Source organism: Pseudomonas fluorescens (genome assembly GCF_003732425.1).
In the GTDB taxonomy this organism is placed as follows: domain Bacteria; phylum Pseudomonadota; class Gammaproteobacteria; order Pseudomonadales; family Pseudomonadaceae; genus Aquipseudomonas; species Aquipseudomonas fluorescens_BE.
In genome coordinates this window covers 637,343-652,998 of record NZ_MOBX01000003.1, presented here as the reverse complement: position 1 = coordinate 652,998, position 15,656 = coordinate 637,343, and the positions used below count along the sequence as shown (strand labels likewise).

Here is a 15,656-nt window from a genome sequence, read left to right as displayed (position 1 = left end):
CTGTTCGTGCCCATGAAGACGCCCTTTGAATACTCAATGGCGCCTGAATGTAAACGCGCTCGAATCGCCTCACGCGCTTTGTGCTTTAGTTCTATCGTTAGATCGAAATGGCAGTAATTCCAACCTACTAAAGGTTGCGACAGTTGATGTCTGAGCCTATGTTGCACGCGAGTCTTTCCCCGCGAATGGAACGCGATCAACACCACTAAGAGGTGAAGAAATGTCAAAGGAATCACGCCCTGCGGTACTTGGGCTGATAGGCAACACTCCGCTGGTTCAAGTCACCCGCTTCGACACCGGGCCTTGCACGCTGTTTCTCAAACTCGAATCGCAGAACCCCGGGGGGTCGATCAAGGACCGCATCGGTCTGGCCATGATCGACGCCGCTGAGCGTGATGGTCGTCTGCAACCCGGTGGCACCATCGTTGAGGCCACCGCCGGCAACACCGGCCTGGGCCTGGCACTGGTTGGCCGCGCCAAAGGTTATCGCGTGGTGCTGGTGGTGCCGGACAAAATGTCCACCGAGAAAGTCCTGCACTTGAAGGCCATGGGCGCCGAGGTGCACATCACCCGTTCCGACGTCGGCAAGGGTCACCCCGAGTATTACCAGGACGTCGCCGCGCGTTTGGCGAAAGACATTCCCGGCGCGTTTTTCGCCGACCAGTTCAACAACCCGGCCAACCCGCTGGCCCACGAATGCAGCACCGCGCCGGAGATCTGGGCGCAGACCGAACATGACCTGGACGCCATCGTCGTCGGTGTCGGTTCGGCCGGCACGCTGACGGGCCTGAGCCGCTTCTTCAAACGCGTGCAGCCGGATCTGGAAATGGTCTTGGCCGACCCGGTCGGTTCGGTAATGGCGCAATACAGCCGCGACGGCTCCCTGCCCAAGCCCGGGTCATGGGCGGTGGAAGGCATCGGCGAGGATTTCATCCCGTCGATCACCGACCTCTCCAGCGTGCGCCACGCCTACTCGATCAGCGATGAAGAAAGCTTCGCTCACGCCCGCCAGTTGCTCAAGGCCGAAGGCATTCTCGGCGGCTCATCGACCGGCACCCTGCTCGCCGCCGCACTGCGTTATTGCCGCGAACAGACCGAGCCGAAACGTGTGGTCAGCTTCGTTTGCGACACCGGCACACGCTACTTGTCGAAGGTCTACAACGACCAGTGGATGACCGATCAAGGTTTGTTGCAGCGCAAAGGCTACGGCGACTTGCGCGACCTGATCGCCCGACGTTTCGAGGACGGCCGCGTGATCAGCGTCGGCCCTGGCGATACGCTGCTGACCGCATTTCAGCGCATGCGCCTTGCCGATGTCTCGCAACTGCCGGTGCTGGTGGAAGGCAAGCAACTGGTCGGGGTGATCGACGAATCGGACATCCTGCTGGCGGTGCACGAAGATGCCGCCCGCTTCAGCCAATCGGTGTCCAGCGTGATGACCGACAAGCTGCAGACCCTCGCCCCGGGCGCCAGCCTTGCTGAGCTGGAAGCGGTGCTCAGCCGTGGCCTCGTCGCGATCATCGCCGATGCATCGGGCTTCCATGGCCTGATCACCCGCACCGACATGCTCAACCAATTACGGAGATCCCTCGCATGAGTCAGCACGACGATAAATCCCAAGGCTTTGCGACCCGGGTGATCCACGCCGGGCAGGAACCGGACCCGACCACCGGCGCGCTGATGCCGCCGATCTACGCCAACTCCACCTACCTGCAAGACAGCCCCGGCGTGCACAAGGGTTTCGATTACGGGCGCTCGCACAACCCGACACGTTTTGCCCTTGAGCGTTGCGTGGCGGACCTTGAAGGTGGCACCCGCGCGTTCGCCTTTGCTTCCGGGCTGGCAACGATTTCCACGGTGCTCGAACTGATCGATGCCGGTTCGCACGTCATCTCCGGCAATGACTTGTACGGCGGCACGTTCCGCCTGTTCGACAAGGTCCGTCAGCGCAGTGCCGGACACCGTTTCAGCTACGTCGATCTGACTGACCTGGCGGCGTTCGAAGCGGCGCTGCAGGACGACACACGCCTGGTGATTGTCGAGTCACCGACCAACCCGCTGCTGAGCCTGTCGGACCTCGCCGCTATCGCCCGTATCTGCCGTGCACGCGGGATCATCAGCGTGGCCGACAACACCTTTGCCAGCCCGTATATCCAGCGGCCGCTGGAGTTGGGTTTCGACATCGTGCTGCACTCGACCACCAAGTATTTGAACGGCCACTCCGACGTGATCGGCGGGATTGCCGTGGTCGGGCAAAACGCTGAACTGGCGGAGAAACTGGGTTTTCTACAAAACGCCGTCGGTGCGATTGCCGGGCCGTTCGATGCGTTCCTGACCTTGCGCGGGGTGAAAACCCTGGCACTGCGCATGGAGCGTCATTGCAGCAATGCGCTGGACCTGGCGCAGTGGCTGGAACAGCAGCCGCAGGTCAAACGCGTCTACTATCCGGGGCTGGCCTCGCATCCACAGCATGAGTTGGCCAAGCGCCAGATGCGCGGTTTCGGCGGGATGATTTCCGTGGATCTGAACAGCGATCTGGCCGGTGCACGGCGGTTTTTGGAGAACGTGAAGATCTTCGCCCTGGCGGAAAGTCTGGGCGGTGTGGAAAGCCTGATCGAGCATCCGGCGATCATGACCCACGCGACCATTCCGGCTGATACTCGGGCAAAACTGGGGATTGGTGACGGGTTGGTGCGGCTGTCGGTGGGGGTTGAGGATGTTGAGGATCTGCGGGCGGATTTGGCGCAGGCTTTGGCTAAGATGTGATTCTTTGAAGGGGCTGCATCGCAGCCCAACGGGGATAAATCCCCTCGCCACAGGGGTACGCGGGAGATCTGTGGAGAACGACAAAGCCCGCACGAAGCGGGCTTTGGTGTTTGAGCAGGCGGCCAGTGCTGGTCTCTGGCTTACAAGGTTTATCGGGCTTCCCACAGTACCAGGCCAAATTGAAAAGGTACGGCCTCGGCTGCTTCACACGGCATAAGGGCTGGATCTCAGCGCGGAGATCTTTCTAACCGTGTACCTTTCGGAGCGCGCCCCACGCCCCCTTGCTATCCGATTGCGCATCAGTCTGCGTCTTCGCCTACATCTTTGAGCCTAGCAAAGGTTCGTCAACGTGGATCAGTGTTTTTAGACTGATTCGAGCTTTGCCTGAATCGCGCAGGAAGAGAAGCGCCTAACGCTCGTCGCTCCTCCACCGCCCCGGCTCGCAATCGCGATCTATACTCAATCGGTTCGATCATGATTCTGTCGACACCCGCACACCTGACGGTGTGCCCGTGCCTTTCGCCCACCAGACTGACCCAGGCCAATGGTTCGCAGCACCAGCGAACACTTGGCAACAACGCCTTATCGCTTTGCGGCTGCCGGGTCATGGAGAAAACTATGAAACACAAGCTATTGTCAGGCGTGCTTCTGGCGGTCGTGGCGACCGTGGTGGTGCCCAATGTCTGGGCGGCGCAGCCGCAGGCGTTGGCGTCCGATGGATCGGATCATGTGGGTGCCGGGTCGGTAGCTTCAGATGGCTCAGATCATGTTGGCGCAGGTGCGGTCGCTTCTGACGGCGCCGATCATGTTGGCGCGGGCGCCGTGGCTTCTGACGGTGCTGACCATGTCGGTGCAGGCGCCGTGGCTTCTGACGGTGCTGACCATGTCGGTGCGGGCGCTGTTGCGTCTGACGGGGCCGACCATGTTGGCGCTGGCGCGGTGGCTTCTGACGGGGCCGCTCATGTCGGTGCTGGCGCGGTAGCCTCCGACGGTGCTGATCATGTCGGTGCTGGCGCGGTAGCCTCTGATGGCGCTGATCATGTTGGCGCGGGGGCGTTCGCTTCTGACGGTTCTGATCATCTCGGTGCAGGCGCGGTCGCTTCTGATGGCGCTGATCGTACCGGCGTCAACCGGGTTGCCTATTCGCGTGTCGGCGTTGGCTCTGATCGTGTTGCCTCCGCGTTGATGACGGGTAGTTATTCCGACCAGTTCAACAGCCCGCAATAATTCTCCCCAGGCCCGGCAGACGGCTCCAGCGAGCCGCCTGTTGCGCGCCGCACTAGCACATTTGTGCTAGTCGACCGCCCTGTCCGCTGGCGTTATATTCCCCCGCAACCCCAATGTTCCTCAACGTTGCCCGTTCGCAGCGTGCGGGATCGTTGTGCCTGGAAATCAGAACAACACCAAGGAAGAAACACCATGAAATCCCTGATCGCAACACTCAAACTTAGCGCCCTGCTCGTCACCGGCTGCGCCACTCCAAAACAATGGGAAGCCACCGGCGGCAGCAAACGATCGCGTCGTCCAGGTCTCCTATGAACTGGGTCAATTCGAAAGCGGCCAGACCAGCGCCGAACAAGGCCTGACAGTCGCCGCGCAACGCTGCAAGACTTGGGGTTATAAAAATGCCGAGGTCATCGGCTCCGAGAAAAACATCTGCCGGACCATGGAGCAATACAACTGCCTGCAAACCACCATCACTCAAGATTACCTGTGCAAGCGCTGATCTGAAGCTGTAGGAGCCAGCCTGCTGGCGATGACAATGGGTCAGTCATGAAGAGCGCGAGTTGAACGTGCCCTCCCGGGCTGCGGCGACGGTGAGATATTCGGGGGGAAGTTAGCGCTTGTGTATTTGAACCGAGTGATTTTCCAGCGCCTTTTTGGACCTTGGTTTGTCCAGAGAGAAATATGATCTAACGCTCCAGATCAATTCTAGCCCCTCAGCTCGGGCCGTCCCAGCCGCCACTACCACCTGATTTTGAAGGTTTTAGCGGATTGGATTTCGGCTTCGAACCTGACGCATCTGTTTGCCCACTACCCGGGCTATTGTTTTTTGTGATCCTCAAAACCTCTTTCTGAAACCATTCATGCAGTTCACCGACACTGTCAAAGCGTATGGAGAAACATTTGTTTTTCTCGTCTCGCCGTGCAGCTATCAAACAAATTTCACTTCCTTTTTTACCCTTCGTAGTGACGCTGACAAGCATATTAAGATACTCATCAAACTCTTTGGCGGGCAATGCATACAGAGAACCGCCGGAGAACAGATCAACGGCATAATCATACAATTCAATTTCTTTGCTTGGATCACACTTAGTATACAAGCACTTCAATCGCTCTCCGAAGAATCCTTGCAACACTTGCGTATTACATACCGCGTCCCGGTAGATATAGAAAGTCTGCGCACCATCCACATCATCCCCAGCAAAGAAATGGCATTTATTATGAAGCTCCCGCATACGCGAGTTCTCATAAAGCGACTCACAAACCGGGTATACGCGTAAATTCTTCTTTTTTTCAGATTTATTTTTCGACAGGGAATCTTTGAACTCAACCAAACTATAGTTCACTGAATTTGTGAATACAGCATCACCCAATAATTTTCTATCAGCGCCACCCGTTGGATAATGCTTGAAGATTGCTCCGCACTTTGCCGCCAGATTGTTCAGATTATCTACAAAAGCGGAGATCACGCCATTCTCATTATCCATAATGGACCCTTCAGTTGAATTTCCCTAAAAACCGCCGAATCGTACCATGATGAAAGACTCAAAAACGCTGCGAGTACTGTCTGAGTTGAAAACGTAGTCCTGACAAAATTCAGTCAACCGAAAACTGACTGGTTTTCGGATCACCATAAATGTCGAATAGACTGCCGAGGCCATCTGCGCGCGACGCCCTGAGAATCAAATTATCTCTCAGTATCACGGATCCACCTGCGCCATCAGCTCGGGTACTGACTCAGGGCGTTTGGCATAACGCTGCGCCAGCACCGCACAGACCATCAACTGAATCTGATGGAACAACATCAACGGCAGGATCAACACGCCAATCGTGCTGCCGGCAAACAACACCTGCGCCATCGGCACGCCAGTGGCCAGACTCTTTTTCGAGCCGCAGAAAAGGATGGTGATGCGATCATCCTGGCTGAAGCCGAACGCCTTGCCCAACAGCGTCGACGCCAACAGCACCAGCGCCAGCAGAATGCAGCAGACCACCACCAATCCCAGCAGATCAACGACCGGAATCTGATGCCAGATGCCTTCGTTGACCGCCTCGCTGAACGCGCCGTAGACCACCAACAGAATCGAGCCCTGATCAACAAATTTCAGCCAGTTCTTGTTGCGCCCGACCCACGCACCGATCCAGCGACGGGCGATCTGCCCGGCAATGAATGGCAGCAGCAATTGCACGCTGATTTTCAGGATCGCGTCCAGCGTCGAACCGCCGTCACCGTGCACGTTGAGCAACAGCGTGACCAACAATGGCGTGAGGAAAATCCCGAACAGGCTCGATGCCGCCGCGCTGCAGATCGCCGCCGGGATATTGCCCCGGGCCAGCGAGGTGAAAGCGATCGCCGACTGCACCGTGGCCGGCAGTGCGCACAGGTAGAGCATGCCCATGTATAACTTATCGCCGATCAGCGGGGACAACAGCGGTTTCAGCGCCAGACCGAGAATCGGGAACAGCACAAAGGTCAGGCTGAACACCAGCAAATGCAGGCGCCAGTGACCGGCACCGGCGATGATCGATTCGCGGGAAAGCTTGGCGCCATGCAGGAAAAACAGCAGCGCGATGGCGATGTTGGTCAGCCAGCCGAAGCCGACGGCGACTTGGCCGCTGGCCGGCAGGAAACTGGCCAGCAGCACGACGCCGATCAGCGTCAGGGTGAAGTTGTCGGGCAAAAAACGTGGGCGAGTCATGGTCGGTTCATCCGGGGGTTGCCAGTGCGTGCCGACGACTCTAACGTGGCAGCGAATTACCGACTAACGCCGAAGGGCCACAAGATGCCGCCTAAAGGACATGACAAAAGCGTCCGTCGCAGCATTCCCGGGCTGCCCAGCCTGCCGCGTCCACTCTACGGGCGCACCGAATCGCTGCCCAATCGCGCACTGACCCGGCGCCACAGCCACCCGTGGGTGCAGTTGTCCTACGCGATTCAAGGTGTGCTGGAAATACAGACCAGCGCCGGCCGCTTTGTCGCCCCACCGGAGCGCGCCGTGTGGATCCCGGCGGGCGTGCCACATCGGGTGTTCAGCTCGCCGCACACCGAAATGCGCAGCCTCTACATCGATTGCAGCGTCGCCGGATGGGCGCTCGAGCGTTGTCATGTACTCGGCGTCAGCGATCTGCTCAGGGAATTGATCCGCGCGTTCAGTGAGGTTCCGGTGGAATACGACCAAAGCGGCCCGCACGGACGTCTGGCCCAAGTGATCCTCGATCAACTGGCCGAGGCGCCGCAGATCGATCTGATGCTGCCGTTGCCGCAAGATGCCCGCTTGAAGCAGATCTACCTGAGCCTGGAACAACATCCGGAACAGCAGACCACGCTAAGCCACTGGAGCGAAAAGTTCGGTGTCACCGAGAAGACCCTCACCCGTCTGTTTCTGCGCGACACCGGCCTGACCTTCCGCGCCTGGCGTCAGCGTTTGCGCCTGCTCGGTGCGCTGACACCGCTGGAGAAAGGCGAACGCGTCACTGACGTCGCACTGGCCTGCGGTTACGACTCGACCTCGGCATTTATTGCGGCGTTTCGCCAACAGTTCGGGGAAACGCCCGGTGAGTTTTTTCGCTGATCAGCGATCCGCCAAGTCCTCCAGCAAATCCGCCGACGGCACGAAATACAGGCTCCCAGTAACAGCCGTGCTGAAGTCCAGCAACTTGTCGTAGTTGCCCGGTGGCTTGCCGACGAACATGTTTTCCAGCATCTGCTCCATCGGCTCGGGCGAGCGCGCGTAACCGATGAAGAACGTGCCGAACTCCCCTGTCCCTGGCCGGCCGAACGGCATGTTGTCACGGAGGATCTTCACTTCCTCGCCGTCAGCATTGGTAATGGTGGTCAGTGCGCTGTGCGAGTTGCTCGGTTTGACCGCGTCATCCAGTTCGATGTCGGAGAGCTTGGTGCGACCGATAACGCGCTCCTGCGCTTCAACGCTCAGGCCGTTCCACGCGGTCATGTTGTGCAGGTACTTCTGCACCAGCACGTAGCTGCCGCCGCTGAAGCCCGGATCTTCGTCACCGACAATGGTGAAATTCACCGCTTTGCGCCCGACCGGGTTTTCCGTGCCGTCGACAAAACCGATGATGCTGCGCATGTCGAAATAGCGGAAACCCTGAACCTCATCGACCACGGTCACCGCATCGCCGAGAACCGCCATGATTTGCGTGGCCAGTTCAAAACACAGGTCCATTTGATCGGCGCGAATGTGTAGCAGCAGATCGCCCGGGGTTGCCGGCGCGTGCCGCCCTTCCCCGCCAAACTCGCGAAAACCGTGCAGGGACGCCGGGCGCGGACTGCCAAACAGGCGATCCCAGGCGTTCGAGGAAAAGCCGCAGATGCACGTCAGATTGCCTGTCGGTACGCGCTTGCCAACCGAACGCACCAGGCCGGCGACATCGCCGCACCAGTCTTTGACGGTTTGCGCGGCTTCAGCCCCCGCATTCAGCGTCGCAACGATGAAAATCGCGCTGCTGGTGATCGGACTGCACACCGCTTGAGGTTCGAGGATGTCGGTATTCATCGCTGAAAACGCTGCTCCCTAAAAAGTGCCCGTGCTGCTAACGAGGGCTGATAGTTCGTTTTTAACGAACTGTTGCGCAGAAATAAACGATTTTTCTTTGCCGCAAAAGCGTCGCTAGCATGGCCTCGTCTGACCCCAATCCGAGAATAGACAGGGAGCGTGACATGCCAGCCACAAACATTAATATCGGCGAACCATGGATGTGGGGCGCCTTCATCGTCTTCGTGCTTGCCATGCTGGCATTGGACCTGTTTGTCTTCGGTGGGCGCAAGGCGCATCGGGTGTCAGTGCGCGAAGCCTTGTCCTGGGTCATCGCCTGGTGCTTGCTGGCACTGAGTTTCGCGGCGCTGCTCTGGTGGTATCTGCACGGCGCGTTCGGCGCCGAGATCGCCCGGCAGAAAACCCTCGAATTCCTCACCGGTTATCTGATCGAGCAATCGCTATCGATCGATAACATGTTCATCTTCGTGATGATCTTCAGCTACTTCGCCGTGCCGCCGGAGCTGCAGCGACGGGTGCTGCTGTACGGCGTGCTTGGCGCGATCGTGATGCGCGCGGTGATGATTTTTGCCGGTGTCTGGCTGGTGTCGCAGTTCGAGTGGCTGCTGTATGCGTTCGGCGTGTTCCTGATCATCACCGGGATCAAGATGCTGGTGTTTGCCGACCATCAACCCGATCTGGAAAAAAATCCGTTGCTGCGCTGGGTGCGCGGGCATATGCGCATCACCAGTGGTTTTCATGGTGAACGGTTTTTCGTCCTGCAGAACGGCGTGCGCTGGGCCACCCCGATGTTCCTGGTGCTGGTGTTGATCGAGGCCAGTGACTTGATGTTCGCGGTCGACAGCATCCCGGCAATCTTCGCCGTGACGACTGACCCGTTCATTGTCTTCACTTCGAATATCTTCGCGATCATGGGCCTGCGGGCGTTGTATTTCCTGCTGGCGGACATGGCCGACCGCTTTCACTTGCTCAAGTATGGACTGGCGATTGTGCTGGTGTTTATCGGCGGCAAAATGGTCTTGATGCCGTGGTTGCACATGCCGGTGGAATGGTCGCTGGCGGTGGTCGGCGGGGTGATTCTGAGTTCGGTTCTGCTGAGCCTGGTGGTCACCCGAGAACGCGAACGCAGCACTGAATGACACCACACAAAACCCTGTGGGAGCGAGCCTGCTCGCGAAGACGTCGGACCAGTCAACATCGAAGTTGAATGACACACCGCTTTCGCGAGCAGGCTCGCTCCCACATTTTGATTGCGGTGATTGTTATTTATCAGACTTGATGTTGGTCCATACGCGGGTGCGCACGCGCTCGAGTTTCTGCGGCAACGGTTGCACGACGTAGAGGTTTTTCAACGCTTCCGGGGTGGGTGTCAGGTTCGGGTTGTCAGTGATTTCCTTGTTGATCAGCGGAATCGAATCTTTGTTCGCATTCGGGTAACCGAGGAAGTCGCTGATCGGTGCGATCACTTTCGGATCGAGCAGGTTGTTGAGGAACTCATGCGCTTCGGCGACGTTCTTCGCGCTTTTCGGAATGGCGAAGGTGTCGAACCAGATCGGCGCGCCTTCCTTCGGCAGACGCCAGTCGACCACTACGCCGTTTTTCGCCTCTTTGGCGCGATTGCCGAACTGATAGAAGCTGCCGGAGTAACCGATGGCCACGCAGATGTCGCCGTTGGCAATGTCGGTCATGTATTTAGCCGAGTTGAAGTAGGTCACGTACGGGCGAACCTTGAGCATCAGCTCCTTGGCTTTTTCATAGTCGGCGGGGTTCTGGCTATTCGGGTCGAGACCGAGGTAATGCAGGGCCAGCGGCAGGATTTCCGTCGGCGAATCAAGCATCGCCACGCCGCAGGATTTGAGTTTTTCCATGTTCTCCGGTTTGAACACCAGATCCCAACTGTCCACCGGCGCGTTGTCGCCCAATGCTGCCTTGACCTTGGCCGGGTTGAAGCCGATCAGGACGGTGCCGACCATGTAGGGCACGCCGTACTGGTTGCCCGGATCGTTCTTGCCCAGCAGTTTCAACAGTTCCGGATCCTGGTGGCTCCAGTTCGGCAGTTTGGATTTATCCAGTTTCTGAAACACGCCAGCCTTGATCTGCGTTTCAAGGAACTGATTCGACGGCACCACCAGGTCGTAACCGGAGTTGCCGGTCAGCAGTTTGGCTTCGAGGGATTCGTTGGTGTCGAAGGTGTCCCAGGTCACTTTGATGCCGCTTTTTGCGGCGAAATCCTTGGGCACGGACGGCAGGATGTAATCCGCCCAGTTGTAGACGCGCAGTTCGCGTTGCTCAGCCTGGACGGCGCCGGCCAACAGCGTCAGCCCACACACAGTGGCACCCAGAATGCGTTTCATCGTGACCATGGTTGTTCCCCAAAAGGCAGCGTGAGTTCGATGGTTTTTATGTTCTGTACACGGCAGCGGCTGTAAACGTAGCCAAGGAAATAAAAGGTTCAGCGTCTGGTTGTGGCTTTGATTCTTGCTGACAGCGTAGCCGGAGCACAGTGGGGGATGGGCCAAAAGGGGATCGATGTGGCCAATTTGAATGACCATCGGGATGCGGAAGGAGGATGTATAGCACCGCTGTAATACTGTTCAGTCGCAAACAGTAGAAGCCAGGAGTCATTGTGGCGAGGGGATTTATCCCCGTTGGGCTGCGAAGCGGCCCCCTTCATCTACAAGGGCGCCGCGTTCGCCAACTTTACGACTGCTTCGCAGCCGAGCGGGGATAAATCCCCTCGCCACAGCCCAATTGCGCCGCCCTGCTCTGCTCAGCCTGGCCGCGTGTCGCCAGGCAGTAATACAGCGGAACGGTAACCACCAGGCCCACCAGCCATGATAAATCCGCACCCTCGACCAGATTGGCGTAAGGCCCGACGTACAGCGAGGTATTGGCAAACGGTAACTGCACGATGATGCCGATGAAGTAAGCAATGATCGCGTGCAGATTAAAGCGTCCGTAGATTCCACCATCGGCGCAGAAGATCGAGGTAATGTCGTAGCAGCCGCGCTTGATCAGGTAGAAGTCGATCAGATTGATCGACGCCCACGGCACCAGCACCAGCAACAACGCCAGAATCAAACCGATGAACTCGGAAATGAAATCCGCCGACGCACCGAGTGCAACCACGCAGCAACCCGCCAGCACCACGCTCGACAACACTACGCGCACCTTGATGCTCGGCGTCCATTGACTGGCAAAAGTCTGAATCGAGGTGATGATCGAGAGCACCGCGCCATACAGGTTCAGCGCGTTGTGGCTGATGATATTGAGCAGAAACAACACCATCAGAATCGGCCCGAGCCAACCCGTCGATTGCTTGACCGCGACCATCGCTTCGGTGCCTTCCGGAGTGGCCAGCACGGCAACCGCGCCGAAGCTGAAGGACAGAATAGTGCCCAGCGTCGCACCCAGATAAGTCGCCCAGAACGGCTTGGCTATGCCGATATCTGCCGGCAGATAGCGCGAGTAATCGGAGACGTAAGGCGAGAAACTGATCTGCCAGATGATCCCCAGCGACACCGTCGCCAGCCAACCGGACAGGTTGAAGCTGCCACGGCTAAGAAAATCCGCCGGCAAGTCATGGGCAAAGATATAGATGAAACCGGCGAGCAACGCGCCACCCATCACCCACGTACCGATGCGATTGAGCGTGTGAATGAAGTTGTAGCCGATCACGCCAATCGCCGTGGCCGCCAGCGCACCGATCAAAATGCTCAACGGCGCCGGCACCGAGGGCGCGATGCCGACGATGGATTTGCCCGCCAGGACGATGTTGGAAATAAAGAAACCGATGTAGATGAGCGCGGCGAAGAACACGATCAGCAGCGCGCCGTAACGACCGAACTGGCCGCGACTCTGGACCATTTGCGGAATGCCCATGCGCGGGCCTTGCGCCGACGCCAGTGCGATCACCACGCCGCCGATCAGGTGCCCCAGCGCAATCGCCAGCAGCCCCCAAAGCAAATCGAGATGGAACACCTGAACCACCATGGCGCCGGTGACGATGGGCAGTGGCGCAATGTTGGTGCTGAACCAAAGGGTGAACAGGTCGCGGGCCTTCCCGTGGCGTTCCGCGAGTGGGACGTAGTCGACCGTGTGATTCTCGATCAACGGATCTTGCCGGGACATCTGGGACATATGCATGAACTCGAGTTTGTCTGTTCTTATCGTTGTATGAAGCCAAACCGGGAGGACTCTCTGGCCGCCCCTCAGATGCAGACCATATTATGGTATTCCAAAAAATCCACAAGACTGCTCCGTAGTTTACGACGCCAGCTGATACGCAATCCTCGCGGAAACTGCGGCTTGCAGACCAGCCGAAAGCCCCGTAAATGCTGAGTTTCCGACGAACGTGGCACGTTTATCGGTTCAGCTTAAAAGCCCTTGCAAAGATCGAATACTGGTATACCATCAGACCAACAAACACATAAAAACAGCAACACATCACCCGAGGACCGACCAATGATCGATGCCGCCATCTACAAACAAGTCATGGGCTCGTTCCCGTCCGGCGTAACCGTTATCACCACCCTGGACGATGACGGTCAGATCGTCGGCCTGACCGCCAGTGCGTTCAGCTCGCTGTCGATGGACCCGGCGCTGGTGCTGTTCTGCCCCAACTACAGCTCTGATTCCTATCCGGTGCTGATCAAGAACAAGCGCTTTGCCATCCACGTTCTGTCCGGCGGCCAGCAAAGCGAAGCCTACGCCTTCGCCCGCAAAGGCAAGGACAAGGCGCAAGGCATCGAGTGGACCTTGAGTGAATTGGGTAACCCGATCCTCGCCAACGCGACGGCTATCATCGAATGTGAGCTGTGGCGCGAATACGAAGGCGGCGACCACGCCATCATGGTCGGCGCGGTGAAGAACCTGATCGTCCCCGAACAGCACAGCGGACCGCTGGTGTATTGCCACGGCAAGATGGGCGCCCTGCCAGTACTGGCCTGATCGTCAGATCCGCACAAATCAACTGTAGGAGTGAGCCTGCTCGCGATAGCGATTTATCCGATGTCGATGTGTTTTGTGACACACCGCAATCGCGAGCAAGCCCGCTCCCACATGTAGCCTCAACAATAAAAGATCCGAGGAAGCGTCATGAAATTTTCCCTGTTCATCCACATGGAACGCTGGGACGAAAGCGTCAGCCACCGCCAACTGTTCGAAGACCTCACCGAACTGACCCTGATGGCCGAGGCCGGCGGTTTCAGCACCGTGTGGATCGGCGAACACCACGCCATGGAATACACCATCTCGCCGAGCCCGATGCCATTGCTCGCCTACCTCGCCGCCAAAACCACCACCATTCACCTCGGCGCCGGCACCATCATCGCGCCGTTCTGGCACCCGTTGCGCGTTGCCGGTGAATGCGCGTTGCTCGACGTCATCAGCAACGGCCGCATGGAAGTCGGCCTGGCCCGTGGTGCCTATCAGGTTGAATTCGATCGCATGGCCGGCGGCATGCCTGCCTCCAGCGGTGGCCAGGCATTGCGCGAAATGGTCCCGGTGGTCCGCGCCCTGTGGCAAGGCGACTACGCCCATGACGGCGATATCTGGAAATTCCCCACGTCCACCAGCGTGCCGAAGCCGGTCCAGAAACCGAACCCACCGATGTGGATCGCCGCCCGCGACCCGGATTCGCACAACTTCGCGGTGGCCAACGGCTGCAACGTGATGGTCACGCCGCTGATGAAGGGCGACGAAGAAGTCCTCGACTTGAAGAACAAGTTCCAGACGGCGCTGGACAACAACCCGGATGTGCCGCGCCCGCAATTGATGGTGCTGCGCCATACTCATGTGCACACCGCTGATAATCCGGACGGCTGGAAAGTCGGCGCGAAAGCGATCTCACGTTTTTATCGCACCTTCGATGCGTGGTTCGGCAATAAGGAAACTCCGGTCAATGGCTTTCTGGCGCCGAGCCCGGAAGAGAAGTTTGCCGGACGTCCGGAGTTTGAGCTGGAGAGTTTGCACAAGACGGCGATGATCGGTACGCCGGAAGAGATCATTCCGCGGATCAAGTACTACCAGGAACTGGGGGTGGATGAGTTCAGTTTCTGGTGTGACAACAGCTTGCCGCATGACGAGAAGAAGAAGTCGCTGGAGTTGTTTATCAAGCATGTGGTGCCGGCGTTTCGGTGAGCGTCCGAAATTTAGTGTTCGATAAATGAAAAACGCCCCGGTTGATTTGGGGCGTTTTTTGTTTTAGCCGGAGTCGCTCGAGTTAAACGTCAGTTCATGAGCGCGGGCGACACTCGGCCACTGTCGAAGAGCTGCTTGAATATCTCCACGACAATCTCAAAATTTGAGCAGATGGCTGAACCAGCAACGGCGTCGCCTTGGATATGCATGATTCCGGCACGATTTTTATCGCCGCAAAATACTTTGACATCGTAGTCATCGCCATCATCAACGCCGAGAGTCAGTGCGTACTTGCCTGTCTCTGCAACAACCTGCAATGTCAAGAGTTCGAAGCCTGCTAATTCTTCAATATCCAGGGTTACACTCCCCAAATTTCGGCAGGACTCCTCAAGGTGCGCAACGACATCATTCCAAGATGGATCTCTTTGCGTGCCACCTTCACAGGTTCTGCCAAAACCGACCGTCCAAGAGAGAGAGCGCTTCATATTATTTCACCTCTTTTACTGATTTCATTCCAGGGCGCCAATAAAGCGTTTTACCTGTCGCAAGCTCTTTGATGGTAAGTGAGGACAGACCAGACTCGTTAGCCATAGCAGCAATGTCTCCACGGCAGAACCCGCATACTGCCTTTCCAGATACCCTGAGTTCCATACTCGCCCCGACCGTTTTCCCTGCAGTGAACGCCTGCTGGATCACACCAATTTCTGCATGTGCATCAGCCATATTGCCATTTGGGAGAACTTTCTTGGTGGACGTCGCTTTGGTCGTGACTCGATTAGAGAAGGAAACGGGGACAGACCCCATTTACCCCCTTTCATTGTGGCGCCTTGGCCTGGAATACTGGCGTAGGTGCACAGAGTTCGGAGGCAGCGAAGACTGGAAAAGATTGGAGAAAGCTCTGCGCGATGAGGTGCATCATCAGGCGCAGAGCCTGGAGTAGATTTGGATCCCTCAGGGACAGACCACGTTTTTTGAATAAATTGCAAAGCCGTGGTCCGCCCCCTTGTC

The 15,656-nt window shown here is 57.8% G+C and carries 15 protein-coding genes and 1 pseudogene; 9 read left to right on the top strand and 7 right to left on the bottom strand.

Going from position 1 to position 15,656, the window contains the following annotated elements; all coding sequences use genetic code 11:
• Positions 1 to 220: 220 nt before the first annotated feature.
• The 5 genes and pseudogenes from BK670_RS05805 (at position 221) to yecR (ending at position 4,492) form a co-directional block, all read left to right on the top strand.
• Complete coding sequence (locus BK670_RS05805; RefSeq protein WP_123448985.1) at positions 221 to 1,597, top strand: pyridoxal-phosphate dependent enzyme; 1,377 nt, start codon at positions 221 to 223, stop codon at positions 1,595 to 1,597.
• The gene (locus tag BK670_RS05800) at positions 1,594 to 2,766 is read left to right on the top strand and encodes a cystathionine gamma-synthase (protein ID WP_123448984.1); all 1,173 of its coding nucleotides are present in this window, start codon (positions 1,594 to 1,596) and stop codon (positions 2,764 to 2,766) included. Before BK670_RS05805 ends, BK670_RS05800 begins: the two co-directional genes overlap by 4 nt.
• A gap of 754 nt (positions 2,767 to 3,520) precedes the next feature.
• Positions 3,521 to 3,748, top strand: coding sequence for a hypothetical protein (locus BK670_RS30065; RefSeq protein ID WP_185036727.1), 228 nt, complete (start codon positions 3,521 to 3,523; stop codon positions 3,746 to 3,748).
• Positions 3,749 to 3,793: 45 nt separating this feature from the next.
• Complete coding sequence (locus BK670_RS29570; protein ID WP_185036726.1) at positions 3,794 to 3,952, top strand: hypothetical protein; 159 nt, start codon at positions 3,794 to 3,796, stop codon at positions 3,950 to 3,952.
• A 233-nt stretch (positions 3,953 to 4,185) separates the two neighbouring features.
• A pseudogene (gene yecR, locus BK670_RS30060) lies at positions 4,186 to 4,492 on the top strand (YecR family lipoprotein).
• A gap of 214 nt (positions 4,493 to 4,706) precedes the next feature.
• Here the strand turns inward: yecR and BK670_RS29470 are convergent.
• Positions 4,707 to 5,477, bottom strand: a complete 771-nt coding sequence (locus BK670_RS29470; RefSeq protein WP_148047004.1) for a hypothetical protein — start codon at positions 5,475 to 5,477, stop codon at positions 4,707 to 4,709.
• A 213-nt stretch (positions 5,478 to 5,690) separates the two neighbouring features.
• A complete protein-coding gene (locus tag BK670_RS05780) occupies positions 5,691 to 6,689 on the bottom strand; it encodes a bile acid:sodium symporter family protein (RefSeq protein ID WP_123448982.1) in 999 nt (332 codons plus the stop codon).
• 84 nt (positions 6,690 to 6,773) lie between these two features.
• Here BK670_RS05780 and BK670_RS05775 point away from each other — a divergent pair, with 84 nt between their 5' ends.
• Positions 6,774 to 7,562, top strand: coding sequence for an AraC family transcriptional regulator (locus BK670_RS05775; protein ID WP_123448981.1), 789 nt, complete (start codon positions 6,774 to 6,776; stop codon positions 7,560 to 7,562).
• On the opposite strand, the gene BK670_RS05770 is transcribed toward BK670_RS05775, so the two are convergent.
• Positions 7,563 to 8,507, bottom strand: coding sequence for a Dyp-type peroxidase (locus BK670_RS05770; RefSeq protein ID WP_123448980.1), 945 nt, complete (start codon positions 8,505 to 8,507; stop codon positions 7,563 to 7,565). It abuts the gene before it with no gap.
• A gap of 164 nt (positions 8,508 to 8,671) precedes the next feature.
• Between BK670_RS05770 and BK670_RS05765 the strand changes: the two genes are divergently transcribed.
• On the top strand, positions 8,672 to 9,646 hold the full coding sequence (locus tag BK670_RS05765) for a TerC family protein (protein ID WP_123448979.1): 975 nt from the start codon (positions 8,672 to 8,674) through the stop codon (positions 9,644 to 9,646).
• A gap of 123 nt (positions 9,647 to 9,769) precedes the next feature.
• Here the strand turns inward: BK670_RS05765 and BK670_RS05755 are convergent, their stop codons facing one another.
• Positions 9,770 to 10,870: a polyamine ABC transporter substrate-binding protein gene (locus tag BK670_RS05755; RefSeq protein WP_123448978.1), complete on the bottom strand. Its 1,101-nt coding sequence runs from the start codon at positions 10,868 to 10,870 to the stop codon at positions 9,770 to 9,772.
• A gap of 337 nt (positions 10,871 to 11,207) precedes the next feature.
• The gene (locus BK670_RS05750; protein WP_123448977.1) at positions 11,208 to 12,647 is read right to left on the bottom strand and encodes a purine-cytosine permease family protein; all 1,440 of its coding nucleotides are present in this window, start codon (positions 12,645 to 12,647) and stop codon (positions 11,208 to 11,210) included.
• 324 nt (positions 12,648 to 12,971) lie between these two features.
• Here BK670_RS05750 and BK670_RS05745 point away from each other — a divergent pair, with 324 nt between their 5' ends.
• Both BK670_RS05745 and BK670_RS05740 read left to right on the top strand, forming a co-directional pair.
• A complete protein-coding gene (locus BK670_RS05745) occupies positions 12,972 to 13,457 on the top strand; it encodes a flavin reductase family protein (RefSeq protein ID WP_095120372.1) in 486 nt (161 codons plus the stop codon).
• A 147-nt stretch (positions 13,458 to 13,604) separates the two neighbouring features.
• Complete coding sequence (locus BK670_RS05740; RefSeq protein ID WP_123448976.1) at positions 13,605 to 14,648, top strand: LLM class flavin-dependent oxidoreductase; 1,044 nt, start codon at positions 13,605 to 13,607, stop codon at positions 14,646 to 14,648.
• Between the two features lie 89 nt (positions 14,649 to 14,737).
• Here the strand turns inward: BK670_RS05740 and BK670_RS05735 are convergent, their stop codons facing one another.
• Together BK670_RS05735 and BK670_RS05730 are read right to left on the bottom strand one after the other, a co-directional pair.
• Complete coding sequence (locus tag BK670_RS05735; RefSeq protein ID WP_123448975.1) at positions 14,738 to 15,133, bottom strand: DUF6911 family protein; 396 nt, start codon at positions 15,131 to 15,133, stop codon at positions 14,738 to 14,740.
• A 1-nt stretch (position 15,134) separates the two neighbouring features.
• Positions 15,135 to 15,452 (bottom strand): cytidine deaminase-like fold-containing protein, encoded by a 318-nt coding sequence (locus tag BK670_RS05730; RefSeq protein WP_123448974.1) that lies wholly within the window; start codon positions 15,450 to 15,452, stop codon positions 15,135 to 15,137.
• Between the last annotated feature and the right edge of the window lie 204 nt (positions 15,453 to 15,656).